The following is a 26,412-nucleotide window of genomic DNA, read 5'->3' as shown; positions in this document are numbered from 1 at the left end:
GTAGAAGATATCTTCTACGTTTATTTCCCCGCAATTACTTGCTGATTACTTCTTTACCTTTGTAAGTACCGCATGCTTTACATACACGGTGAGCTAATTTCGCTTCACCACAGCTTGGGCACTCTACCATACCAGGTACTGATAATTTGAAATGCGTACGACGCTTTCTTTTTACTGTTTTAGAAGTTCTTCTAAAAGGTACAGCCATTCTTCCCACCTCCTTAAAAGAAATAGTTATTTTCATATGAAGGCCTAAACCAGTCTTCCGATTATTTGTCAAAAAACTTTGCAAGTCCTGCTAATCGTGGATCAACAGTCTTTTCTTTGTTTTCTTCCGAAATCACTTGCCAGTCTTGACCTTGCATCGGTGCTCCACCAGAAACATCATCACTGAAAATTTGCATTGGAATCTCCAAAAGTATATTTTCCTTGATTACGGGCAGTAAGTCAAGTACTTCTCCTTCTAAACAATGAATTTCAGCTTCTGTTTCAAATTCTTCTTCCGAAGTTTGGAACACCTCAGTTGTTTTAATGTCAAATGGTAATGTCACATCTACTAAAGAGCGAGAACATGGTAAAACCATGCTTCCAGTTATATGTAGATGAAACGTAAACTTACCGGAGCCAAAATCAACTCTTCCTGTTACATGAGCAGGATTAATTTCACGAATATCTTTCTCGACCTCTTTTAGCTCACTTACATCTACCATTTCATTTAATGTCAATCCTTTATTTCTCAATTTATTCAATTGATGGATGGACCATTTCATATCATATCACCTCAAGGCAACAAACAAAATTATAGCTAGCCATTTTATATTTGTCAATGTTTTTTCTTTACACTATAATGAAGTCATCATAGGAAATAATATATAGACTATCACGTTTTCCAAAAAGATGCTACATCGAAAGGAGAGATTACCATAAAATCCAGTGGTATTGTTGTTGAATATAACCCTTTTCATAACGGTCATGCTTATCATGTGCAACAAACAAAAAAGTTAACACAGTCTGATATTATTATCGCCGTTATGAGTGGTCCTTTTTTGCAGCGTGGTGAGCCCGCACTCATCTCCAAATGGTATCGTACTAAAATGGCCTTAACAAACGGCGTAGACCTTGTTGTAGAGCTTCCATATGCATTCGCAACACAAAAGGCCGAAACTTTCGCAAATGGCGCAATTTCGATTTTAAACGCCCTTGGTGTTTCTGAAATTTGTTTCGGTAGTGAAGATGGACAAGCTGAAAATTTCTACAATACCATCGCTATACAAAAAAATGAAGAAGAGACTTTTAATCGTCTTGTGAAGCAATTTATGAATGCAGGTAATAGTTATGCGAAAGCTACATCTGAAGCCTTTCTACACATCTTACCATCCGAAAAAAACGTAGATATGTCACAACCAAATAACATTTTAGGCTTACAGTACATTAAAGCAATTCTCTTACAAAACAGTTCGATGCAAGCACAAACTATAAAAAGATTCGCCTCTCATTATCATGATGAAACATTTCACGATCAACATATTGCAAGTGCAACAAGTATTCGCAAACAGCTATTTAATGAAAACAGTTCCTCTACAACTATTGAGCCTTTTATCCCGAAAATGACTGCTTCTCTTTTAGAAAAATACAAGCAAAACTACGGGACGTTACATAACTGGGAAAAATACTTTTCATTTTTTAAATACAAACTTATGACGATGTCTTCAGAGGACTTACAGCATATATATGAAATGGAAGAAGGTTTAGAGCATCGTATTTTATCAAAAATACAAAACAGTTCATCTTTCTATTCATTCATGGAAGCATTAAAAACAAAACGTTATACATGGACTAGATTGCAAAGAGCTTGTACACATATTTTAACAAATACAACGAAGGAAGAAATACACAAAGCAAATATAGAGCAACATGCGCCGTATATCCGTCTTCTCGGAATGTCACAAAAAGGACAAACTTATCTTTCTAGAAATAAGAAAAAAATAGAACTCCCAATCCTTACTCATACAAAAACATTCGAACATCCAACTTTAGACATAGAACGAAAATCAAATGCTGTATATTTCTCCATAATGCAAGAACCTTTGCGGACACAACTGCTAAAACAAGACGCAACGCATCACCCAATTCGTTATGATGAAATAATGAAAAAATTCCTATAAGAAAAACCTCTCTTCTTCAGAGAGGTTTACTTTGTTTTACCCATTTTTTCTAAATACGTTAATGCATCATCCAGTGTGTCCACTGGTACAATTTTCATCTTTGTTTTAATATCTTTCGCAGCTTCAAGAGCATCTTTATAATTCGATTTCTCTACACCTTTTTCATTTGGCGCAAAAAACACTTCAGCTCCCGCATCACTAGCAGCTACTACTTTTTGCTGAATACCACCAATTGGACCAATTTCTCCTTTATCATTGATTGTACCTGTTCCAGCTATTTCATGTCCGTTTGTTAAATCTTCTTCAACGAGCTGATTATAAATTTCTAGTGTAAACATTAACCCTGCTGACGGGCCTCCTATTTCATGGGAATCAATTTTCACTTTCGGATCTACTACTAACTCTCTTTCCGTAACGATAGAGACCCCTATACCGACGCGTCCATTCCCATTAGGGATCGTCTTTACATTTAAATTTTCTTTAAACTGTTTTCCGCCCCGCTTGTATTCAATATTTACTGTGTCCCCTTCTTTTTTCCCTGTCATATACTCAATAAATTGTTCCGTCTTGTCGAATGTTTTTCCATCGACAGCTATAATAACATCTCCAAGCTTAAGTTTTCCTTCTGACGGCATACCCTTTGCTACACCAGCAACTAGTACACCTTTATTTTCAAAAGAAACAGAGCGATTTGCACGTTTATAAGCATTATAGATCGCTGCATTTTGCGAATCTTTCATTGCATAATTTTGGCGAAATTGATATTCTTCATCACTCTCGCCTTTTTGCAATATTTCTTCCGCCTTTGAAACGTGTGTATATTTATTAAATTGCGCGGCTATTAAGTTCACCACATTGGCAGGTCCCATTGAGACAGTGACAAGCATGAAATCACCAGACTCTTTCGTTCCACCATCTACTTGAACGTATGGCGCTAATTTCGCCGCCATACCTGGTTTTGTCACATAATACGGCAAACGCACATAAACAAGTAGCATCGCCAATATAACCCCTATTAAAATTGCATATATAAACCGAAAACGCTTAAACATTATGTTTCTCCTTCCACTGCTCAATTAGTAAATAAATGTTTGAAATGTGTTTTTCTGCTTCCACTTCTCCGACCCGAATGATATCTTCAATATGTGTAAAAGCACGCGAACTAAATTGTTCTACTGCTGGCCGCATCATTAAATCTGATGCTATTTGCCGATTCATCACGAGTTCATGTTGCATAATTTCAATACTTTGCATAATCACATCATAAATCGATGTAACCTCTCCATTCACCTTAATTGGAGATACATCAACAGCAATAACAATATCAGCCCCTAAATCTTTTACAACCGATACGGGAATACGGTCAATTACCCCTCCATCCACTAATAAGCGCCCATCTATTTTCTCTGGAACAAACACCCCCGGCACAGATATACTAGCTCGAACCGCCTCCGCAATCGGACCGCTTGTAAAAACAACTTTTTCCCCCTTCAAAATGTCAGTAGCCACAACAGCCGTCGGGATATCTAACTCTTCTAAATTTTTATTATATGTAAACATTTTAATCATATCTTTGATACGTTTTCCAGCAATAAATCCCATTTTAGGAACTGTAAAATCCAAATAATATTTCCTTTTAAAAACAGCGGCCAATCTATACAGTCTTTCAACGTCACAACTCGCTGCATAAAATGTACCAATTAATGCTCCTATACTACTACCTGCTATCATGTGAATAGGGATGCCAGCTTCCCTTAACACTTTTATTACCCCTATGTGAGCAAAACCTTTTGCACCTCCGGATCCAAGCGCTAAACCGATTTTTGGTTCCTTCATTTTTCTCACCCTTTAATTTTTTTCATTCCTTTTTCATACTTATGGTCTAAATTCACCACATATCCACGTATACTGAAATGAACGTTTTTGGGACAAAGGGGGATTTTCTTACATGTACGAAAAATGGAAAACTGCTTTTCTTACCATATCAATGTTATTTTTAACCTTTTCTCTTGTACTTCACCCCCAAGATGCTTTGCAAGCTTCAATTCGCGGGTTAAATATATGGTGGGAAGTTGTATTCCCTTCACTACTACCGTTTTTCATCATTGCGGAACTTCTAATCAGTATTGGTATTGTAAAATTTATCGGTGTTATATTAGAACCACTAATGCGTCCACTGTTTCGTGTTCCAGGGATAGGCGGATTTGTTTGGGCAATGGGAATGGCTTCAGGATTCCCCGCCGGCGCCAAATTAAGCGCTAGACTACGCAAGAGCAATCAACTAACACAAATCGAAGCGGAACGACTCGTATCTTTCACAAATTCTTCTAATCCACTTTTTATTTTCGGAGCGGTTTCTATTGGTTTTTTCAATAATCCGAAATTAGGGCTCGTATTAGCAGCAGCACATTATATAAGTAACTTTATCGTCGGATTACTTATGCGCTTTTATGGTAATAACGATACTTACATAAAAGACAAACATACGAATCAAAAGCGTGCCTTTCAAAACCCTTTTTCCATCCTCCACCAAACACGTATGCAAGAAAAAAGACCGATTGGAAAACTACTCGGTGACGCTATCGTTTCTTCTATTCAAACATTGCTCATGATTGGTGGGTTTATTATTTTATTCTCTGTTTTAAATAAAATGATTACTGTTTTCGAAATTACAGAAGCGCTTTCTTTTATTATGCAACATATTTTATCATTCTTCCAACTTACATCCCAATTTAATATTCCGATATTATCCGGTATTTTTGAAATGACGCTTGGAAGCCAAATGATTAGTCAAATTAATGAATCAACACTTCTTCAACAAGCGATGGTAACAAGCTTCATTCTAGCATTTAGCGGCCTTTCTATTCAGGCACAAGTAGCAAGCATATTAGCGGAGACAGATATCCGCTTTAAACCTTATTTTTTAGCTCGAATTATCCAAAGTATTCTCGCTCCTATTCTCACTTTTATATTTTGGGGGCCATTTTATGAAAAAGTTCATTCTTTCTCGCCTACGCAAGAAGATCTTCCCGTATTTTTATTGAATCATTCTTACACACTAACTGATATTTGGACATCATTTATACACTACGGACCAATCTTCACCTTATTTTGTTTATATTTATATGTTATCTTATTGTTTTTACGCATTCATAAAGAAAAACCCCGTTCACTTTAACGGGGTTTGAAACTTTTCTTTTAAAGCACGCTCTACAATCGGAGGAACAAGGTCTACTACACTTCCCCCATATCTCGCAACTTCTTTCACAATACTTGAACTTAAAAATGAATATTGATTATTTGTCATAATGAAGAAGGTTTCGATACTTTCGTCTAATTTTCGATTCATTGAAGTAATTTGCATCTCATATTCAAAATCAGAAACTGCTCGCAAACCACGTAATATTGCATTTGCATTACGCATTTTTGCATATTCCACCAATAATCCACTATGTGAATCAACTTTTACATTCGGAATATCCTTTGTCGCCTCTCGAATTAACTCTAGGCGTTCTTCTACCGAAAAGAATGGTTTTTTTGATGAATTGTTTAAAACAACTACATATACTTCATCAAATACTTTTGCTCCCCTTTTAATAATATCCAAATGTCCAAGGGTAATTGGATCAAAACTCCCTGAAGAAATAGCTATACTTGTCATTCTGTCCCCTCACCTTCATACTTATAAATCGAAATTGCTGTAATCCCGTAGTTTTCTGCCCGTACTTTTACAAGTTCTCCTATTGAATCAGGTAAAACCACGTCATCCCCATGCTCTGCCATAATGATGCCATCTTTATTTAACAATCCATGTTGATCGATCACACTAATTAAAGACACAATTTTTTGACCTTTATATGGAGGGTCTATTAGTATAAGATCGAATGATATTTCACGCTTTATAAGCGCCTTTACCGCACGTTCCGCATCATTTCGATACACTTCAGCTTGTTCTTGTATTCTACAGCTTTCTAAATTTTGATGAATGACTTTTATCGCTTTACTATCTCGGTCAACAAAAATCGCTTTATCAATCCCTCTACTTATGGCCTCAATTCCAAGACCACCACTACCACCAAATAAGTCAAGAGCGATACCACCATCATAATAAGGACCTATCATATTAAAAATAGATTCTTTCACTTTATCTGTCGTTGGACGTGTTGTATTACCAGGTACCGCTTTAAGTGGGTGCCCTTTACATTTTCCTGAAACTACTCTCATCTGTTGTCACTACCTTTATTTCAATCTATCGAGCGATTACTGTAAATGCATCTCAAGTCGGTAACCGCTACCAAACCATACAATTCTTCACTAATTCGTTACTTAACCTATAGAGAACTTTAGTTAAAATAACCGTTCGCTATTTCTTGCATGTTCATCTCACTATTTGCGAACAAAACCCCTCTATGTACATCAGTTCCACTTTACCTTTTTTATCCTATCATAAAATAAAAAAAAGAAAAATAAAAAGCCTAACATAAATTTTAATTTCATTATGTATATCTTCATTTTAGATTGGACATAAATAAATATAACAACATCATTTTCGATGTTGTTGCCAACCGCGGAGAAGACTTACGTTTCCCCATAAGTTCTTCCTCCGGTTTCTCCTCTCCCTTTGCCTTCTTACTAGTAGTACATACTAGTATTAGAAGGGCCCTGCTTTGCAGGGTTTTTTTATTTGTCTACTTTTCATTTAAAAAGTGAGGTGGTACAGTAAAAGAAAGAGGAGGAAAAAAATATGATTCAACGCTTTATAGAACTCGGAGAAGGCTACTCTGACTTATATGAATTACTTGAAATTGCCAAAACAAACCAAGAACGTGTAACACATATGTTACAATTCGAAACTGTAAAAACCGAAAAAAAAGTGTGTTCACTTGTTGTAATACTAAAACCGACAACTACTGGTGATTTCCAACCATTATACATATGTCGTGAAGGCATTCCTGTACTTGAAAATAAAAAAAGTAAACGTGTCGTTTTATTTGAAGAAATGGCGGAACAAATAGGGAAAAAAGTTACTCCCTTTACTGTAAAACCATCAACAACTTTCCCTGAAAAAGAACTATTTTTTAATCATCTAATTGGTATTTTACGAATGAACAATTTCATTCCTCCAATGAAATAACACGTTATTTCAAGTAAAAAAATCCCCTGCTAAATTTAGCAGGGGATTTTTTTACTTAGCTATAATCGTATTCTTTTGCCCGATCAGGACGCGAATTTTCGAATTCCGTTTTTAAAAATGGGCGATACGACTGTTCTACTTTTTTTACAAAAGGAAGTTTATTCAATTTTTGCATCATATGCTCAATTTGTTCCATATCACAATATACAACGGCATATTTCAAACGTTTTGATATGTAATGAATGTTACCATATTTCCTTAAAATCTTGGCATGTTTCAATGAATGTAAATAAACAATCATACTTTGTCGTTGCCCGAACATAATCTTCTCCATCTTCTCCTTTTAAAAACTTATATTCTTATATTTTATGAAAACCAATCAAAAATTTATGACATTAAAGGACAAACTCTGTATACGTTTTCTTCTATATTCTAAAAAACAGGGTAAATTACCCTGTTTTTTTACAACCACAACCGCCTCCGGTACCACACCCACCGCCACAGCCACCCGCATCAAAAAACGGATTTCCTGTTGGAACTTTAACGGAAGAAGACACCTCAGAACCAATTGCTACACTAACTTCATCTAATAACTTTTGTAAAGCAGTTTCTGCTCTTTTAAAGGTTGCAACCTTATCATGCATATCTACAGAACGCTTTAATTCCCTCATTTTCGTCGAAACGAAAGTATAATCAGGATGATATTTACCAAAACGTTGCACTTCTTCGTATCGCTCTTTCATCGTTGTAAATTGCTGAATTAGCGTCTGGACTTCTATATCTTCTTGTAAATCCTTATAATACTTACGGTAATCTTCTGCTATATCTGAACAGATGATCGCTTTTGCAAGCTGCTCTGCCTTATCTAAAATCAATACGCTTTCCAGCGTCGCTACAATCATGAGAGACACCTCCGAGTATTCATCATAACACATTTGGAACAGAACTACTAATTGAAGTGTCTCACCTAAAAGAAAGATATAATTCTAACTACTTTTCATACAATCCCCTTGCACTCTTATACAATAATATGCTCCGCAATATTATATTTAAGAACATCCCATTTCCCGCTATTCTCTTTCACGTAGCTAATACATGCGTTTTTTAACGGCGTTTTAAATGTAATTTCATCTGGTGCAATTGCGTGTAAAATAGCTTTTATTGCATGTGAATGCGCAACAATGATAATACGTTTATCTCCATGTGCTGCTGCAACCTCTTGTAAAGCCGTAAAACAGCGCTCTACAATTTCTTCATCCTGCTCCATTCCTTCTATATTACCTTCTGCAATTAACTCTCTAACGGCCGCAACTGGTTTCCCAGAAGCTTCCCCAAAATTACGTTCCATAAATCGCTCATCTAATAAAATAGATGGTAATCCAATAGCCCCAGCAATTTCCTTAGCTGTTTCTTGCGCTCTAATTAACGGACTACTTATAATTATATCCCACGATTCCGCTTGCAGGGTAGCTGCACTTTGACTCGCTTGCTTCTTCCCAACTTCGTTAAGTGGAATATCTTCGCGCCCTTGAATAATCTCTTGAAAGTTCCAATCAGTTTGTCCATGTCGTACTAAACAAATTTCCGTCATGCTGCAACTCCTTTTTTAAATAATCCGATTCTATTGTAACAAAAGTTTTGCATAACGGACATAGTTTTCCCTTCCAATTACGTCGTATTTTGCTGCTTCATATACTGGAACATATCAATCATAATTGAAGCAACAGCCAATTGATTTTGAAATTTTTCCACTTTATCTGGTATCGTTTTTTTGAAATGCTGCATGGCAGCTAACTCAAAAGCTTCTTTTTCTTCTGGGTTACGCGTCAATTTCCGGTACCAGTATGGCTGTTCCCGAATATAGCGAGCTAAATCCTCATCAGCTTTTATAAACTCCATAAGCTCTGCTCTCATTCTCTTTCCCCCTAATCCTTTTGAAAGAAAAAAGGATTATTTTCAGAAGTACTTTGTTCTTGCTGCGCACGGTTCCCTTGAAATTGTTGGATAACTTGTTGCACACTACCAATCGCACTCGTTACATTTGCTAAATGATGTTGCATTTGTTCTACGTCTAGCTTTTTAAAGAAAGAAAGCATTTGCCCCATCACATCAGCAGTTTTTTCCTCTTCTGTTCGATTTTCTTTTTCTTCTTTATTTTCTTTTACCGAAGAAAAAGCAGGTGCTCCATCAGGTCTATACGCTATCCATATTTGATCTTCTTCACCAAGTAAGTACCATTCTTCATAAAATTGCTGCCAAGTTTTTTGACCACTTCTAACCTCATGAACCATTTTAGGGTGATGGTTTACAAACTCTTTAAACTGTTGAACCGATGGATGTAACGGCCCTTTTGTTGTTGGCATAATCCTCACCTCTTCATGTATATCTACTATATTGTAAGAAAAAAAAGGCACATGGTTCGCCTATTTTTAGACGATTCATGCACCTTTTTATCTCCCTATTTGTGGACAGTAAGACTCCCACCTTAAACTTCTACGAATACGCAGAAGTTAGGCGGGAGTCTTACTGCCCGTTAAAGCCCGATTGGTGAAGACTAATAATCAGTGAAGGATGCCCCCACTGATTAAAGTTTCATTTTATTTTCGGATAAAGTTTTGAGTATAAAATTTATCATATACCCCAACACCTAATCCAGTAAATTGTTCATTTAATAAATTCTTTCTATGACCCTCACTATTTAACCAACCCTGTACCGCCGCAATTCCATCACTATGTTGCGCCGCTATATTCTCACCAGCAAGTTGAAAAGCCACTTGCCCACTTTGCAAGCGATCTCCTAACGTACCAAAAGTAGGTGAATCGTGTGAAAAATAATTATTATCCTTCATATCTTTACTATGGCCTAATGCAACATCTGCAGTTTGTTGGTCAAATGTTAACAACGGTAATTGATGACGACTTCGAATAATATTTGTTAAATCGAGAATTTGTTGCATATTTCCATTTTCTACTTGCTTCATTTTTTCTGGTGTCAGCGGCTGTTCCGCTATTAATTCACCTGAATAAACAAGTTGATATGGTCTTTGTCGTAATAACGTTTCATCATCCATATAACGAAGACCAACAAGCTCATGTGTAAAGTGATCAAAGTATAATTGTGCCCATCCATCTTCTACAGGTACTAGCGGTTGTTCCATTACTTCCGTATCAGATAACTCAAATTGATAACTATTCTTTCCTCTTTTTAATGAAATCTCATGTGAAAGTGGATTCTTTTTATATACCTCTTCATACTTTTCATTTATATGATAGGGAGCCACCTTAACTTGCTCACCAGCAACATACGCCGTTACAACTTTACGTTCAGCAACTCCAAATTGAACATACTGAGCTAAATCTTGATTATACACCCACCATTCATATCCATAAGCAGAAGGCTCTATTCGAGATGGTTCGCCCCACTTCGCTAATAAATTCTCAGAGTCCCCACCAATCATATTTAATACAGTGTCTGTGGATTCTTCATTTACTTGCTTCTTCTTTTTCACAATTTTATTTTCTTGCTTAGAGTGAGATGGAGTTAATATATATTGTGACACGAGTAACTTCCCGTATAAATCAACAGCTAAAATTAAAAATGTAATCATTACGATACGCAATAATTTCTTCAAACGATATACCTCCTGAACAAAGCATAAAATCGAGATATACACAAATCCTTTTTTTTCCTTTTTTGTGTGTACCGTACTCTTTTCACTATATCATATTTTCACGAAAAAAGTCTGGATTATCCCTTTTCTCGCAATACGAATTGCACTTTCTTATTATTCGTACTATTATAAAAATAGTGTACTAACATTAAAATAAGGAGGTATTCTATGCAATTTACAAATACAAACTTTAATGATGCAGTCGTTGATCTAACTCTTTTAACTGAGATTATGGAAAACAATCATTTTGTACTTGCTGGACAATGGGATTACGAACGCGTTACATATGATTATAAATTTGAAATATTAAAGGATATTTATTATTTACGTGTACAAGGATTTGCTGTTGAAGGTGACATCGGCGGCAGACACGCTCAAGTAAAACTATTGCCACCCTTATTAGGAAAACATTATTATCCTCATGGCGTTGAATATGGAGATGATGAGATTTTCCCAACGAATGTACTTCAAAAAAGCGAACAACTCCTACAAAATATTGAAAAAGAGTTGAAAGAATTTCAAATTATTGAGTAAATAGAACAAGCGCATCATATCGATGCGCTTGTTCTATTTCTCTTACCTAAGAATGAATCGTCTTTTTGACTGGATACCCATAAATGGATCCATCTTTTACTTTAATCTCATCTTCCCAAGGAACCTTATATTTACCTTCAGCTAAATCTTTTACAAACGTATACGGGTTTTCTTTCACCCCACCAGGAGTCGCTACATATCCCCTTGAACCTAAATTATATATATTATTTTCGAGACCCCATCCTAATCTAGCCTGATCTGCTAGCTCCGGATATACTTCGGCAGTAACAATCTCCCAAGGGTTTCGGTGTCCCTGCACTAAAGTAGTCCCATCAAAATTACATACTTGTCCTTCACCAAAGTAATAAAATACACCATCATAACCCGCTAAGTTCACTGACAATGTATACATTAAATTTTGCCATGCATTTGAACGATTAGTTAACATCCATTGTTCACTAACTTGTGTGCTATATCCGGAAATACGAATCAAGACATTTGCACCTTTATAGGCCGCTTCACGGGCTACTTCAGGGAACATACCATCATGACAAATACAAACAGCTAATTTACTTCCTCCAGGTCCATCACAAACAGGTAAGCCTAAATCTCCAGCTTTCCAAGGCTCGACTGGCACCCAAGGATTTAACTTACGATACTTCAAAATCATTTCACCCTGTGGATCAATAATAATTGCTGTATTATACGGTTCTCCACCATCAGGATTTCTTTCCATTATAGAAAAAACACCATATACTTCAGATTCTTTACATGCCTCAGCAAATAAGTCTGTTTCTGGTCCAGGAACTGTACATAAAAACTCTTCTGTAGTCCATTTTTTTGTATTGAGCCCCTGTGTACTATATTCGGGAAATACTATCAATTCTAATCCAGGATAACCTGATTTCGTTGAATGAATTGTTTTTATGATCTGTTTAATTTGTTTATCAATGTCTGCACGCGACTCTACTACCGGTACTGGATATTGAATTAACGCTGTTAAAAAACCACTAATCGGCTTTACCATGCTTCCACTACTACCCATTTAAATTCCCCCTTAAAATAGTTCATGTTTATTAAAGATAACAATATAAAGTGAAACTTTAATCAGTGGGGGTTTTGTCCATCCCCCACTGATTATTAGCCTACACCAATCGGGCTTTTACGGGGAGTTGATCTCCCGCCTAACTCCCTCGCAGTCGCCAAATTTCGAGGTGGGAGTCTTACTGCCCCTTAATGCGGGATAAATTTGTAATTCTCTAAAAAACTTGCACTACATATGGAATTATTACGTATTAAAGCTAGTAGTAAGTTTTATATCCACTTTAGTACATGCCTACACTAACTTAACATGAAAAGTTTGAAAATTCAATCTTTTATAATTAGCTAAAACCAAAGAAGAAAAAAGTGTATGGAATCCCACACACTTTTTTACTTGGTCTGTAAATACGGCGGCAATTGTTGCAACTGCTCTTTATCCTTTTCACGCTCTCTACGTGCCCATTTAAAGAACACATAACCGATAATCGTACCGTACACTATTTCCTGGACAATTTTCATAATGATACCGCCTGTTTGTTGGTCTTCTACTACCGGCATCCAATGTAAAAATTCTGGTCCAGTTATATTTAAATCTGATAAAGTCCCCGCCGGTACACAGAGCTCCATTGCCTTCATCCAAGCGGCCGGATCTGTATATGTTGCAAATAATGGTGCAGTCGCAAAAATTATTAACGCACAAGCTGGCGTTAATAAAATACCATTAGCAAACATATAACCAAGCTTCTTAATATCACTTAAAGTTTGATATTCTGGTAGCGGATTTAACATCGGCCACCACATCATCATTGCTGCAAAAAACAATATAGCAAGGCAAATAGGATGCGCTATTTGACTTTGTTTTACTGTATCAAAAACAACTGGAAAATGATAAAAGGAAAACAGACCGTTAAATACCAACAACGCAATAAGTGGCTTTCCAAAAACCTTTAGCACAATTTGAACGAACTTAAAAGAAGTAATATATTGATATAACCATACGGGTATACCAAGCAGTAATAACGGAGGCACCGCAATATACATTACTGCCATCTCAAGCATATGTGCACTAAATATAATATGACCAATTAAATCAATAGGTCCTCCCTTTACAAAATACAAAAGAACAATCCCGGTCGTAAAATAAAAAATTTGCTTCTTACTTACCTTCGTCGCATTTTCAAATCGCGTTCTATATGGTCCAATAACTAAAAAATAACTAATAAGAATCGAGATCATAAATAATAAAAAAATCGGACTCCATAAAGCTTGAAAACCAAATACCCATAAGTTTTCCATTTCCACACCTACCTTTTCAAAATCCTTATATTTCATATACAAAGAGGGCTATGATAAATCAGAGCCCCCTACTATCACTGTTTAAATCCACACAATTGTCATAAAGGCTAATATTGTTAATAAACCAATTAACAATCCAGAGTATAAGAAGAAACTCGCCGCTTCATGCCCTTTATGACTCATATGCATGAAATAATATAACTGAAATATAACTTGAATGACTGCTAACAATAATATAAATGGAACCGAAAAAATCGGGCTAAATGTTTTCGGATATGCCACCGCTGCAAATGCAACTAATGTTAAAAAAATCATTAGTGAAAATGTAACAACTTGGTGCTTCATTTCCTCTGCACTTTTTCTCTTCCGATAAACAAGATCCACCTTAGGATTATTCGTTTGCTTAACCGCCATTGTTTATCCCACCATTCCCATCAAATATACTACAGTGAAAATAAACACCCAAACTACGTCAATAAAGTGCCAATAAATTGATGCAACATAAAACTTTGGTGCGTTGTATAAATTCAAGCCTCTCTTCGCGTTTCTAAAGATTAATGTTAAAATCCAACATAATCCAAACAACACGTGGAGCCCGTGTGTACCAACAAGAGCATAAAATGCAGAACCAAACGCACTACTTCTCATTGTATGCTTAAATTCATGCGTATAATGATAAAACTCATATATTTCAAACCCCAAAAATCCTAAGCCAAGCAACACTGTTATAAGTAACCAAAGTTGCATTTTCTTAAAGTTAAAATTTTTCATATGATACATTGCGTATACACTCGTTAAACTACTTGTTAACAAAAGCATCGTCATAATGAAAACGAGTGGCATTTGAAACATCTCTTGAGATGTTGGTCCACCATTTGTAGAGTTCTTTAACGCTAAATATGTGCCAAATAAGGAAGCGAACAACACTGTTTCGCCTCCAAGAAATAACCAAAAACCAACAAACTTATTTTTCCCCTCAAGGGTTGCTTTTTCAGGCTCTGCTGGAAATGTTTCATTCGTTAATTTCTCATCTACATGCATTACGCCTTGCCCCCCTTATCATCTAAATCTTCCTTATGAATATGATATCCATGATCATCAATTACTGAACGAAGGAACATTGTACCAAACGTAATGATTAAACCGATAATCGCTACTAATAACCAAAATTTATCTTTGCCACCCTGCATATACATCGCACCAAAAGCAGCTATAAATAGACCTAGAGAAATAATAAACGGTGAAAATGAAGAATTTGGCATATGGATATCACCGACCGGTTCCGCTGCTGTCATCTCTTTATTACCCTCACGCTTTTCAATCCAAAACGGATCTAATCCACGAACAAATGGTAACTGTTTGAAATTATATTCCGGTGTAGGTGCTGGCATTGTCCACTCTAATGTACGTCCATCCCACGGATCACGACCAGCCTTCTCTTTTGATACCGTTGTTTTTATTACATTGAATAAAAGAACAATCGTTCCAAGAGCCATAAACACTGCTCCAATAGAACTAATCATATTCCCCATTTCCAATCCTTGCCCCTCTAGATATGTGTAGTAACGACGCGGCATACCGATTAGACCTAGGAAATGCTGAATAAAGAACGTTAAATGGAAACCGATAAAGAATAACCAAAATGTTATCTTTCCTAACGTTTCATTTAATACTTTATTAAACATAAGTGGCCAATAATAATGCGCACCTGCAAGTAAACCAAATACAACACCACCAACAATTACATAATGAAAGTGTGCTACTACGAAATAATTATCATGAAACTGATAATCAGCTGGTGCAGAAGCAAGCATAACACCTGTAACTCCACCCATAACGAAGGATGGAATAAAAGCTACCGCCCACATCATTGGTGTTGTAAACCTAATACTTCCACCCCACATTGTAAAGAGCCAGTTAAATATTTTAATACCCGTTGGAACTGCAATCGCCATTGTTGCAACCGAGAAGATAGCATTTGCAACAGGCCCAAGACCAACAGTAAACATATGATGCGCCCATACCATAAATCCTAAAAACCCTATTAATACTGTCGCGAACACCATAGAAGAATAACCGAATAATCGTTTTTTCGAAAATGTGGCGAAGATTTCTGAGAATATTCCGAAAGCTGGGAGTATAAGAATGTATACTTCCGGATGACCGAAGATCCAGAATAAATGCTCCCATATAATCGTGTTCCCACCTAGTGCCGGATTAAAGAAACTTGTGCCAAATAAACGATCTAACATTAAAAGTCCTAATCCTACAGTTAATGGTGGAAATGCAAATAAAATAAGTGAAGATGTTACAAATGTTGTCCATGTAAACATCGGCATGCGCATGTACGTCATCCCTGGCGCGCGCATATTAATAATTGTAACAAGGAAGTTAATACCTCCAATTAATGTACCAATACCTGATATTTGCAAGCCGAGTACATAAAAATCAACACCATGTCCTTTAGAGGCTAAAGCTAAAGATGCATATGATGTCCACCCTGCATCAGGCGCTCCTCCTAAAAACCAACTTAAATTTAAAAATAATCCACCAAAGAAAAATAACCAAAATCCGAGCGAATTCAAAAACGGGAACGCCACATCACGTGCTCCAATTTGAAGTGGTACAGCGGCGTTCATAAATGCAAACACGAGTGGCATAGCTGCGAGGAAAATCATTGTTGTACCGTGCATCGTTAATACTTGATTATAAGCATCCCCAACAAGAAAAGCATTGTTAGGAATCGCTAACTGCAGGCGAATAAATAGTGCTTCTATTCCACCTATTACAAAAAACAATCCACCTGCAATTAAATAGAGAATGGCAATCTTTTTATGGTCTACTGTCGTTAAATAATCCCATATGACAGCACCCATCCCCTGTTTTTTTGCTACAGAACTCACGTTTTCAACCTCCCCTTCGCAAATGATCCCTCTTTATTTTTCAATCTTTAACGTTTGTAAATATGCATTTAATGCATTAATTTGATCATCCGTTAAGTTGCCATATTTACCAGTCATTTTATTACCTGGTTTCATATTTTCAGGATCTTTGAGCCATTTTTTTAAGTTCTCTTCATTATTTTCGGCAATACCAGCAACCATATCGCGATCTGCAAAGTTTGCTAAGTTCGGTGCGATACGAGCAGAAGGTGGTCTACTATCATTTGATCCAACTGCATGACAACCAATACAGCTTTTATTAAATATTTCTTGACCCTCTTGCGCCTTTGTAGAAGCTACTTCTTTTTTTCCATCAATCTTCTTCATGTCAGCAAGCCACTTTTTGTACTCGCTTTCATCCAGAGCTTTCACTTTGAACTGCATTAAAGAATGTGATGGGCCACAAAATTCTGTACAAAAACCATTATAAGTGCCCGATTTATCTGCCTTTAACCACATTTTGTTTACATTATCTGTATTTGTATCCATTTTCCCAGCTAAAGATGGAACCCAAAACGAATGTTTAATATCGGCACCCTTCAAATTCAAATACACTTTCTTACCTGTGGGGATAACTAAATCTTGAGAAGTTACTATTTTTTCTGATTTATAAGAAAATTCCCACCAATAAAGATTCGCTGTTACATCAACAACGATAGTATCTTTATCAATATTCTTTTTCTCCATCGCACTTACATCAGCAAGCTTGAATGTATATGTAACAGTCGGAACAGCCAAGATTAACAAAAGAATAATCGGAATGACTGTCCATATAATTTCTAGTTTGTGATTTCCTTCAACTTGCTCTGGAATATAATCTTCCTCACCCTTTTTTTGTCGGAAACGCACAATTACATATAAGAAAATAATAGTAACTACAAGTACTACTCCTACCATGATTGCACTCGCTAGTAAGAGCAAATCATATTGCATTTTTGCTACTTCCCCTTGCGGAATTAAAGTAGACTGAAAAGCTTTACCGCATCCCCCTAACAGTAAAGCCAGCAGTGAAACGAACGAAAGCAGTCGCCACTGTTTCTTCATACAAACAACCCCCACTTTCTTTGTGAATTAGATTGTACTTTATAGTTAAGTAAAGTAAATCTCAACGTAAAGAAATCCAATCATGTCGTTGTCTTAGAAGAATGTAACTACAATCATTGACACAAATAAGATTGTTAAGTAATTCAAGGAATAAACAAACATTTTTACGGACCATTTGATGTCATCTTGCTTACGGAAGCCATAAAGCCCTAATGCGATCCATCCGATGTTAAGCAATGTTGCAATTACCATGAATGTTATTCCAAGCCCACTCATATAAAATGGTAGTGGTAATAAACATACTGTCCAAATCATAATCTGACGTTTCGTAATATCAAATCCCTGTACAACAGGAAGCATTGGGATTCCTGCATTTCGATATTCATCAACACGCTTCATCGCTAATGCGAGGAAATGTGGGATTTGCCAAATAAACATAATTAAAAATAACATCCAAGCAATTGGATGATTTAAAGACGGATCAATTGCCGCCCATCCAATTAAAGGTGGAACTGCTCCTGATATACTACCTACAACAGTATTTAACGTATATTTTCTCTTCGTCCATAACGTATATAAAACAACATATGTGAAGGCACCAATAAATGAGATTAACACTGCCATCGGTGTAGTAAGTAATAAAAATGCAAAGCCAAGAAGTAAAATTACAAGTCCAAATGCAAGTGCAAAGCCAGGTTTATATTTACCTGTTACCGTTGGACGGTTTTTTGTTCTTTCCATTAATGGATCGATATCTCGGTCAATGTAGTTATTTAAACAACATACCCCTGCCATAATTAATGCAGAACCAACGATTGTGAAAAATAGCTTATCTAGATTGTCCATAACACTCAATCCATTAAAATGTAAAGCCAACCAAAATCCTGTAAATACAGTAAGTGTATTTGAGTTTACAATCCCCATTTTAACGAGCGCTGATAAATCTTGTAACCGAGTTGTTTCCGGTACAATTGAAACAGCTGACTCATCATGCAGCTCACTTGTTGCATGGTTCATCACTTTAACCCCCTCTTAAACCTATCATCTTTCTAAGCATATATTTCATGTGAAATATTCCGCTTCTATATAGCAATATTATTACAGTAGAAATATTGTTAACCCATTCTACTACTAATCTACGCCCATACTCCAATATATTAAATCACATTTCCCGAACATTTTGTGAAGAAAACATGAACTTTTTGTGTCGAACGTTAAAAAACTTTATTCTAATTTATCCTTATCATAACATGATGTTATCTTCTATAATAAACTATTTTGTCATATTTAGCATGTATTCTCCCCATTTCTTTTCAAAATAGCCCGAATTCCTCCTAAAATATGTATTTTAAATCCCATTTTTTTCTTTATAATACGTACGTTGTCCTCACCCTCCATTTCTTTGCTATTTTATTATTTTTTATATATCATAGGACTGTAGCACGTTTTATTCTATACATAATGGAATGAAAATATTTCGCAATAACTTCATAGCAGAAAGATGGTGAAAGAGATTGCAACGCTTTATTAAATGGTTAGCAGTCATTACAAGTCTCGATTTATTAGTAGTTTTACTAGGAGGCGCTTTAGTTACAAAAACGGGTTCAGGCCAAGGATGCGGCAAATCATGGCCTCTTTGTAACGGTGAATTTGTTCCATCTAATTTATCAATGGAGACTATTATTGAGCTAAGTCACCGCTTAACATCTGGATCAGCAGGAATCCTTGTTACTCTTCTTTGTATCTTGTCCTGGAAATATTATAAACATGTGCGCGAAACAAAGACGTTAGCAATTTTATCCTTCGTATTTTTAGTTGCACAAGCATTAATGGGGGCGGCGGCGGTTGTTTGGGGTCAAATGCCTGCTGTATTAGCTATTCATTTCGGTATTTCCTTAATTTCATTTGCTTCTGTCATCTTGTTAACGTGTCTTATTTTTGAAATTGATCAGAAATTTGATGCACGTTCACTTATTATGGACAAAAAAATGAAATTTCATATTTATGGTGTAACAATTTACAGTTATATCGTTGTCTACACAGGAGCTTTAGTACGTCACGAACGAGCTACCTTAGCCTGTCCAGACTTCCCTTTATGTAGCAAAAATAGACCTATGCCAACTCAACTACATGAGTGGGTTCAAATGGGGCATAGAGTTGCAGCGATGTTAATTTTCGCTTGGATACTATATGCGATGATTATCGCTATTCGCCATTACAAGCAGCAGCGTGTAGTATACTGGGGATGGATTATTTCATTTATCCTTGTTACACTTCAAGCTATAGTAGGGATTTTGGTCGTATTTACAAATGCTAGTTTAGCAATGGCATTATTACATTCGCTCTTCATTTCTTGCCTGTTTGCTGTACTATGCTATTTAGTTATGATAGGTACAAGAAGTACAGTCAATGCAAAAGAAACTGAATCAACTTCTAAGCAAACAAAATAAAGTAAAACTATAATACCTTGCCAATTCGGCAAGGTATTATTTACACACAAAAAAGAGCTGCTTTCGCACAGCTCTTTTTCTTTATTTTAATGATCTAATTCAATGAGTAAATCTCCCGTTTGAATTGCATCCCCATCATTTACATATACTTTTTTCACTTTACCACTAAATGGCGCTTGAACCGTCGTTTCCATTTTCATAGCTTCTGTAATTGCCATGGAATCACCTTTTTTCACTTCATCGCCTTCTTTTACAACTACTTTAATAACAGTTCCCGGCATCGTTGCGCTAATATGATTTGGATTTTCACGATTCCCCTTCACACGCTGTGCAACAGTTGATTTCACGCTTTCATCTTTCACTACGATTTCACGCGGTTGTCCATTAAACTCCAGGTAAAGCACACGATTTCCATCTGGCTGTGGCTCCCCAATGGAAACTAGTTTAACCATCAATGTTTTACCTTGCTCGATTTCCACATCAATTTCTTCACCAAGTCTCATACCATAGAAGAATGTCGGTGTATCAAGCACAGATACATTTCCATAAATCCCGGCAACTTTTTCGTAGTCCATAAATACTTTTGGATACAATGCATATGCGACTACATCAAAAATTGTTACTTCGCGTCCAAGTTTGTGGAATAACTCTTCTTTTAAAGCATCGAAATCTACTGGTTCTAATAATTCACCCGGTCTTACTGTTAATGGCTCTTTCCCTTTTAAAATAATTTTTTGTAATTCTTTCGGGAAACCACCATATGGTTGTCCTAAATCTCCAGAGAACATTTCAACAACAGATCCTGGGAAGTCCATAGCATGTCCACGTTCTAAAATATCTTGTTCTGTTAGGTGATTTTGAACCATAAATAATGCCATATCACCGACAACTTTAGATGATGGTGTTACTTTTACAATATCGCCAAACATATCATTAACACGGCGATACATCACTTTAACTTCATCAAAGCGATCTCCTAAGCCAACTGCTTTTGCTTGTTGTTGAAGATTACTATACTGTCCACCCGGCATTTCATGCATATATACCTCTGTGTGAGGAGCATTCATACCACTTTCAAATGGAGCATAGTATTTACGTACATCTTCCCAATAATGAGATAGTTTTTCTAATGAGTCTATATTAACATCTGGCTGTCTTTCGTTTCCACCCAACGCATAGTATAGTGTATTCGCACTTGGTTGTGACGTTTGACCAGCCATTGAACTCACCGCTACATCGACAATATCAACACCTGCTTCAATTGCCTTTGTATACGTTAAAATACCATTTCCGCTCGTATCGTGTGTATGCAGGTGAATTGGAATCGACACCGTCTCTTTTAATGCTGAAACTAAATCATATGCTGCGTTTGGCTTTAGTAAGCCCGCCATATCTTTAATTCCTAAAATGTGAGCTCCTGATGCTTCCAACTCTTTTGCTAAGTTTTTATAATAATTTAAATCGTATTTACTACGTAACGGGTCATGAATATCTCCTGTGTAACACATTGTCGCTTCTGCAATTTTACCAGTATCTCGTACAGCATCAATTGCAACTCTCATGCCTTCTACCCAGTTTAAGCTATCAAAAATACGGAACACATCAATTCCAGCTTGAGCAGAACATTCCACAAATTTTTGAATTAAATTATCTGGATAGTTTTTGTAACCTACTGCGTTTGAAGAGCGAAGTAACATTTGGAATAAAACGTTTGGCATTTTTTCACGAAGATCTAGTAATCGTTCCCATGGATCTTCTTTCAAGAAACGATATGCAACATCAAACGTTGCACCGCCCCACATTTCCGCTGAGAATAAGTTTGGTAACATTCTCGCTGTCGGCTCTGCAATGTGATGTAAATCTTTTGTACGAACACGAGTTGCAAGTAATGACTGATGTGCATCACGGAATGTTGTATCAGTTAAAAGTACACGCTTTTGATCTTGTACCCACTTTACTAATCCATCCGCTCCACGCTCATCCAAAATTTGTTTCGTTCCATTTTGCATTGGCTCTGAGTGTATCACATTTGGTATACGAGCATCTGGGAAAATTGGTTTCTCTTTTTTCCCTACTCCTGGGAAGCCATTTACTGTTACTGTACCAATATAATTTAACATTTTTGTTCCGCGGTCTTTACGTTTCGGGAACAAGAATAGTTCAGGTGACGCGTCAATAAATGAAGTATCATACTCTCCCGATAAGAAGTTTCTATGTTTTACTACATTCTCTAAGAATGGAATATTTGTTTTAATACCACGAATACGGAATTCTTTTAAGTTACGTTCCATTTTTGCAGCGGCTTGTTCAAAAGTAAGTGCCCAAGTAGTAACTTTTACAAGTAAAGAATCGTAGTACGGTGTAATAACTGCACCTTGGAAACTATTACCTGTATCAAGACGAACACCAAAACCACCGCCTGATCGGTACGCCATAATTTTCCCTGTATCCGGCATGAAATTATTTAGTGGGTCTTCAGTCGTTACACGAGATTGGATTGCAAATCCATGCACAACCACTTCCTCTTGCTTAGGAACACCTACCATTTTGCTATGTAATGCATGTCCATCAGCTATTAAAATTTGCGATTGAACGATATCCACTCCTGTAATCATCTCTGTAATCGTATGTTCAACTTGAACACGTGGGTTTACTTCAATGAAGTAAAACTCATCACCTTTTACAAGGAATTCTACCGTTCCAGCATTTAAATAATTTACATTTTTCGTTAACTTTACTGCAGCATCACAAATACGCTGACGCAAATCATCTGAAAGCGACACGCTCGGTGCAATTTCAACTACTTTTTGATGGCGTCGTTGTACAGAGCAATCACGCTCATACAAATGAACAACATTACCTTCTTCATCTGCTAAAATTTGTACTTCTATATGTTTAGGTTTTTCAACGAATTTTTCAACGTACACTTCATCATTACCAAAGGCTGCTTTTGCTTCTGATTTCGCGCGATTATACGATTCTCTTAATTCTTCACTAGCACGTACAATACGCATACCGCGACCGCCGCCACCAAGGGATGCTTTAATAATAATCGGGTAATCATACTTTTCAGCAAACTCTTCAACTTCTTCTATTGAATTTACTGGACCATCACTACCAGGAATAATTGGAATTTGTGCTAGCTGCGCTTGTGTTCTTGCTTTAACTTTATCTCCAAACATGTCTAAATGCTTACTTTTTGGACCGATAAAGATAATCTCTTCTTCTTCACAACGTTTTGCAAATTGAATATTCTCTGACAAGAAACCATATCCAGGGTGGATTGCATCTACATGATTACTTTTCGCAATCTCAATAATGCCTTCAATATCTAGATAAGCATCAATTGGCTTTTTCCCTTCCCCAACTAAATAGGACTCATCGGCTTTATAGCGATGATAAGAACCGCTATCCTCTTTAGAATAGATCGCAACTGTGTTTAGTCCAAGTTCTGAACATGCTCGGAACACACGAATTGCTATCTCTCCACGGTTAGCTACCAATACTTTTTGAATACGTTGCAGCTTTGTCATGATTTTCCCCCTCTATTTTCCTACCACTCTAGAGATAAAATACATACACACTCTACAGAGCGTGAAGTTCTTCACTTTCTACATTATATTATACTTAGAAAGCTTCACTTTATTTTTATCCATCATACCTTATTTTTCAACAAATGATAAGTTTTCTGTTCAATTTGTTTCACAAAAATAGTATAGCATACCTCTTCCTTTTCTAACAACAATATTGTATATCACATTTACTTAAATGTAATATACTTTTTGTTTCAAGAGAATTAATATTGTATCACATTTAAAACCTAAAAAAATAAAAAACACATTGAACTCTAGAGCTCAATGCGTTTTTTATTTTACAACAACAAGATGCGGTCCACCTTGTTCTATTTCATTAGTCAATTCGTTTTGTTGTTTCTCTTGTCGTTTTACATAACTAGCAATATTTAACAGTATACCCATTGCAAGTAAATTAGCCAATAAAGAACTACCACCATAACTTACAAACGGTAATGGTACCCCTGTAAGCGGTATTAACCCAGACATACCACCAACATTTATAAAAGTTTGAACTCCAAACAAACTTGCAATTCCAATTGCTATTAAACTTCCAAACGGATCTTTGCACTTTTGTGCAATCCTAAATGCTCGAACAATAATAAGTAACAAACAGATTAAAATGACAGCTACACCTATAAAACCAAGCTCCTCAGATATAATTGCCATAATAAAATCTGTTTGCGGCTCTGGTAAGTATCCATATTTTTGGACACTGTTCCCTAACCCTCGACCATTTAACCCTCCTGAAGCAATTCCAATAAAAGAATTTATTAATTGGAACCCATCATTTTGAGGATCGTTAAATGGATCAAGAAAAACTGAAAACCGTGCCTTTTGGTATGGATTTAATGCATAATTACCGAGAATATATAGTGCCGGAACCCATACTATAGAAGTTAAAACAATTCGTTTAATCCATAAATTAATCCGCACTCCCGAACAAAGAAACATAATTCCTACTGTTCCTGCAATTAACAAATCGGTACCTAAATCATTTTGCTTTAAAATTAAAACCATGATTAAACCAACACCAAAAAGTACCGGTCCCGATCCTTTCAAAACAGGCGTATTCGTTTCTTGCCTTTTCGCAAAAAAATGAGCCAATACGAGGATAACAGTTATCTTCACAAATTCTGCAGGCTGTATTCCAAATATCCATCCATTTGCGCCGTTTACTGTCTTAGTGAAAAATGCAGCTGCCGCTAATAATGCAATGCTAATACCATAACTCCCTAATAAAAAAATTCGTTTCCTCCACACTTTATATGGGATAGTAGCGATAATTATTAATATGATTGTCCCAGCAGCCAAAGTCATTAATTGTCTTTTAAAAAAGAAATTTGCTGGTTTATCAAACCTCGAAATCGCAACAATGGAACTAGAACTATATACCATTATAACTCCCAGCACACATAAGATAACAAGAGGAAGTAATAAGGAATAATCCATCGATTTCCATACTTTTTTCATTTCATTTCCTCTTTCTGTTTCAATTTAATTATTGTTGTATTCCATATGTATATAGGTTCTTCCTTCTTTATTATACAAATAAAAAGCCCAAACTATTTCAGTTTGAGCCCCCTTATTTGAACCCGTTATTGTTGTTTGTTTGTAAATGCTTCATGAAGTGCAGACAACTCACGTTCGAGCTCTCCTAACATTGCTTTCCCTTGTTCTTCTCCAATAAGACCAAGGCGAACCGCAAAATCGACCTCGCGGGATAGTCCAAACATTTGTGTGTCTAAAACTTCTTCATATAATGGACATTGCGGCATTGTAAGATTGTCCATTTGTACCTTAATAAGTCTTAAAATCTTCTCTGCATCCGCTTGTAGAAGGGCTAGTGCCTTTTCCTGATGATTTGATACTGTCTCAGACGCCAAATTGATTCCCTCCGTTTCCGTCCTACTCTCTCATATCTATTAATATTAGCGATAGTTTTAATAAATTGCAATAGAAACATTTTTTGTGACAACAGTGCCTAATACTATTATACTGAAAAGTGGGAGTATAACACAAATGGGGGAACAACAATGAGCGAAATTTTATTTATTAATGGAAAAGTTCGTTTTCCAATCACTATCGATCCAACTGTATGGATTTTCGATGATCGAAAAATAGATTTGACAACTTACTTTGATGAAACTAGAGAAGACTCATCCGAATTAGAAACATACTTAAAGCATACTTCAGAGCATTGGGATCGCGAAATCCGTGATGGTGCTGCCTTCCCGCCAATACAACAAAGTGTAAAGAAATATAAAAAAGAACAGCTTATTAACGGGACATTTGGCATACCACTTCATCCATTTCTAAAAAATGCTGAAATTTTAGAAGATGCTACTCAAGTCGAAATTGAAACAACAGACAATACAATTACACTTCCGTTAGAAACAGCCCATAAAGCTATTCTCGGTTTTTCAAAAGAAGGTAAACCATTACGAGAAGACGGGCCTGTTCATCTATATTTCCATGATGGATCTAATAGACAAAATCCGATTCGTAACATCCGTAAATTTACAATCATTTAAATTGTATAATTAAAAGGCAAAAAAGGAGT

General features: G+C 36.2%; 28 protein-coding genes. 6 read left to right on the top strand and 22 right to left on the bottom strand.

The annotated features are described in order from the left end of the window. Positions 1-34: 34 nt before the first annotated feature. Together rpmF and DET63_RS16025 are read right to left on the bottom strand one after the other, a co-directional pair. The gene (rpmF, locus tag DET63_RS16030) at positions 35-208 is read right to left on the bottom strand and encodes a 50S ribosomal protein L32 (RefSeq protein ID WP_001984764.1); all 174 of its coding nucleotides are present in this window, start codon (positions 206-208) and stop codon (positions 35-37) included. Between the two features lie 61 nt (positions 209-269). Next, a complete protein-coding gene (locus tag DET63_RS16025) occupies positions 270-770 on the bottom strand; it encodes a YceD family protein (protein WP_002014753.1) in 501 nt (166 codons plus the stop codon). A gap of 153 nt (positions 771-923) precedes the next feature. Between DET63_RS16025 and DET63_RS16020 the strand changes: the two genes are divergently transcribed. Further along, entirely contained in the window at positions 924-2,165 is a 1,242-nt protein-coding gene (locus tag DET63_RS16020) for a nucleotidyltransferase (protein ID WP_181777921.1), read from the top strand. Positions 2,166-2,191: 26 nt separating this feature from the next. Here DET63_RS16020 and DET63_RS16015 read toward each other — a convergent pair whose 3' ends face one another. Both DET63_RS16015 and DET63_RS16010 read right to left on the bottom strand, forming a co-directional pair. Continuing rightward, positions 2,192-3,217 (bottom strand): SepM family pheromone-processing serine protease, encoded by a 1,026-nt coding sequence (locus DET63_RS16015; protein ID WP_113937191.1) that lies wholly within the window; start codon positions 3,215-3,217, stop codon positions 2,192-2,194. Next, positions 3,210-4,001, bottom strand: a complete 792-nt coding sequence (locus tag DET63_RS16010) for a patatin-like phospholipase family protein (protein ID WP_033707141.1) — start codon at positions 3,999-4,001, stop codon at positions 3,210-3,212. The genes DET63_RS16015 and DET63_RS16010 overlap by 8 nt, the downstream gene beginning before the upstream one ends. A gap of 112 nt (positions 4,002-4,113) precedes the next feature. Here DET63_RS16010 and ylbJ point away from each other — a divergent pair, with 112 nt between their 5' ends. Next, on the top strand, positions 4,114-5,343 hold the full coding sequence (ylbJ, locus tag DET63_RS16005) for a sporulation integral membrane protein YlbJ (RefSeq protein WP_113937190.1): 1,230 nt from the start codon (positions 4,114-4,116) through the stop codon (positions 5,341-5,343). On the opposite strand, the gene coaD is transcribed toward ylbJ, so the two are convergent. Both coaD and rsmD read right to left on the bottom strand, forming a co-directional pair. Next, complete coding sequence (gene coaD, locus DET63_RS16000) at positions 5,335-5,826, bottom strand: pantetheine-phosphate adenylyltransferase (RefSeq protein WP_002088286.1); 492 nt, start codon at positions 5,824-5,826, stop codon at positions 5,335-5,337. The genes ylbJ and coaD overlap by 9 nt on opposite strands. After that, positions 5,823-6,389 carry a 16S rRNA (guanine(966)-N(2))-methyltransferase RsmD gene (gene rsmD, locus DET63_RS15995; RefSeq protein ID WP_002066890.1) on the bottom strand — a complete coding sequence of 189 codons (567 nt, stop codon included), beginning with the start codon at positions 6,387-6,389 and terminating at the stop codon, positions 5,823-5,825. The genes coaD and rsmD overlap by 4 nt, the downstream gene beginning before the upstream one ends. Positions 6,390-6,909: 520 nt before the next feature. Here rsmD and DET63_RS15990 point away from each other — a divergent pair. Further along, positions 6,910-7,299: a DUF7147 family protein gene (locus DET63_RS15990; RefSeq protein WP_113937189.1), complete on the top strand. Its 390-nt coding sequence runs from the start codon at positions 6,910-6,912 to the stop codon at positions 7,297-7,299. Positions 7,300-7,354: 55 nt separating this feature from the next. Here DET63_RS15990 and DET63_RS15985 read toward each other — a convergent pair whose 3' ends face one another. The 6 genes from DET63_RS15985 to DET63_RS15960 form a co-directional block, all read right to left on the bottom strand. Next, a complete protein-coding gene (locus tag DET63_RS15985) occupies positions 7,355-7,621 on the bottom strand; it encodes a YlbG family protein (RefSeq protein WP_002088292.1) in 267 nt (88 codons plus the stop codon). 127 nt (positions 7,622-7,748) lie between these two features. After that, complete coding sequence (locus DET63_RS15980; protein WP_002066910.1) at positions 7,749-8,201, bottom strand: YlbF/YmcA family competence regulator; 453 nt, start codon at positions 8,199-8,201, stop codon at positions 7,749-7,751. Positions 8,202-8,317: 116 nt separating this feature from the next. Further along, positions 8,318-8,890 (bottom strand): histidine phosphatase family protein, encoded by a 573-nt coding sequence (locus tag DET63_RS15975; RefSeq protein WP_002066909.1) that lies wholly within the window; start codon positions 8,888-8,890, stop codon positions 8,318-8,320. Between the two features lie 77 nt (positions 8,891-8,967). Continuing rightward, positions 8,968-9,213 (bottom strand): YlbE-like family protein, encoded by a 246-nt coding sequence (locus DET63_RS15970; protein ID WP_002014770.1) that lies wholly within the window; start codon positions 9,211-9,213, stop codon positions 8,968-8,970. Positions 9,214-9,224: 11 nt separating this feature from the next. Beyond that, positions 9,225-9,662, bottom strand: a complete 438-nt coding sequence (gene ylbD, locus DET63_RS15965) for a YlbD family protein (RefSeq protein WP_002138106.1) — start codon at positions 9,660-9,662, stop codon at positions 9,225-9,227. A 234-nt stretch (positions 9,663-9,896) separates the two neighbouring features. After that, complete coding sequence (locus DET63_RS15960; RefSeq protein WP_033707146.1) at positions 9,897-10,931, bottom strand: CAP domain-containing protein; 1,035 nt, start codon at positions 10,929-10,931, stop codon at positions 9,897-9,899. 207 nt (positions 10,932-11,138) lie between these two features. Here DET63_RS15960 and DET63_RS15955 point away from each other — a divergent pair, with 207 nt between their 5' ends. Beyond that, complete coding sequence (locus DET63_RS15955) at positions 11,139-11,504, top strand: YugN family protein (RefSeq protein WP_002066906.1); 366 nt, start codon at positions 11,139-11,141, stop codon at positions 11,502-11,504. Between the two features lie 46 nt (positions 11,505-11,550). Here DET63_RS15955 and DET63_RS15950 read toward each other — a convergent pair whose 3' ends face one another. The 7 genes from DET63_RS15950 to cyoE form a co-directional block, all read right to left on the bottom strand. Further along, positions 11,551-12,549 (bottom strand): formamidase, encoded by a 999-nt coding sequence (locus DET63_RS15950; protein WP_000535796.1) that lies wholly within the window; start codon positions 12,547-12,549, stop codon positions 11,551-11,553. 386 nt (positions 12,550-12,935) lie between these two features. Then, a complete protein-coding gene (ctaG, locus tag DET63_RS15945; protein WP_113937205.1) occupies positions 12,936-13,841 on the bottom strand; it encodes a cytochrome c oxidase assembly factor CtaG in 906 nt (301 codons plus the stop codon). An 81-nt stretch (positions 13,842-13,922) separates the two neighbouring features. Next, positions 13,923-14,255: a cytochrome c oxidase subunit IVB gene (gene ctaF / locus DET63_RS15940; RefSeq protein WP_002014776.1), complete on the bottom strand. Its 333-nt coding sequence runs from the start codon at positions 14,253-14,255 to the stop codon at positions 13,923-13,925. Positions 14,256-14,258: 3 nt separating this feature from the next. Next, the gene (gene ctaE / locus DET63_RS15935; protein ID WP_002121963.1) at positions 14,259-14,882 is read right to left on the bottom strand and encodes a cytochrome c oxidase subunit III; all 624 of its coding nucleotides are present in this window, start codon (positions 14,880-14,882) and stop codon (positions 14,259-14,261) included. Then, complete coding sequence (gene ctaD / locus DET63_RS15930; protein ID WP_181777920.1) at positions 14,882-16,717, bottom strand: cytochrome c oxidase subunit I; 1,836 nt, start codon at positions 16,715-16,717, stop codon at positions 14,882-14,884. Before ctaD ends, ctaE begins: the two co-directional genes overlap by 1 nt. A gap of 60 nt (positions 16,718-16,777) precedes the next feature. Then, a complete protein-coding gene (coxB, locus tag DET63_RS15925; RefSeq protein WP_002088304.1) occupies positions 16,778-17,827 on the bottom strand; it encodes a cytochrome c oxidase subunit II in 1,050 nt (349 codons plus the stop codon). 93 nt (positions 17,828-17,920) lie between these two features. Further along, entirely contained in the window at positions 17,921-18,844 is a 924-nt protein-coding gene (cyoE, locus tag DET63_RS15920; protein WP_002066903.1) for a heme o synthase, read from the bottom strand. Between the two features lie 497 nt (positions 18,845-19,341). Here cyoE and ctaA point away from each other — a divergent pair, with 497 nt between their 5' ends. Then, positions 19,342-20,277, top strand: coding sequence for a heme A synthase (gene ctaA / locus DET63_RS15915; protein ID WP_002014781.1), 936 nt, complete (start codon positions 19,342-19,344; stop codon positions 20,275-20,277). An 86-nt stretch (positions 20,278-20,363) separates the two neighbouring features. On the opposite strand, the gene pyc is transcribed toward ctaA, so the two are convergent. From pyc to DET63_RS15895, 3 genes are all read right to left on the bottom strand, one after another. Then, positions 20,364-23,810 (bottom strand): pyruvate carboxylase, encoded by a 3,447-nt coding sequence (gene pyc, locus DET63_RS15910; RefSeq protein WP_113937188.1) that lies wholly within the window; start codon positions 23,808-23,810, stop codon positions 20,364-20,366. Between the two features lie 333 nt (positions 23,811-24,143). Beyond that, the gene (locus DET63_RS15900) at positions 24,144-25,322 is read right to left on the bottom strand and encodes an FtsW/RodA/SpoVE family cell cycle protein (protein WP_113937187.1); all 1,179 of its coding nucleotides are present in this window, start codon (positions 25,320-25,322) and stop codon (positions 24,144-24,146) included. 125 nt (positions 25,323-25,447) lie between these two features. After that, positions 25,448-25,735: an Fpa/YlaN family protein gene (locus DET63_RS15895; protein ID WP_002088314.1), complete on the bottom strand. Its 288-nt coding sequence runs from the start codon at positions 25,733-25,735 to the stop codon at positions 25,448-25,450. A gap of 150 nt (positions 25,736-25,885) precedes the next feature. Between DET63_RS15895 and DET63_RS15890 the strand changes: the two genes are divergently transcribed. Then, positions 25,886-26,383, top strand: a complete 498-nt coding sequence (locus DET63_RS15890) for a peptidyl-prolyl cis-trans isomerase (protein ID WP_113937186.1) — start codon at positions 25,886-25,888, stop codon at positions 26,381-26,383. Positions 26,384-26,412: the final 29 nt, after the last annotated feature.

The organism is Bacillus sp. DB-2, from assembly GCF_003315125.1.
Taxonomy (GTDB): domain Bacteria; phylum Bacillota; class Bacilli; order Bacillales; family Bacillaceae_G; genus Bacillus_A; species Bacillus_A mycoides.
The sequence above is the reverse complement of the archived record's forward strand: the minus strand, read 5'-3'. Positions and strand labels throughout refer to the sequence as shown.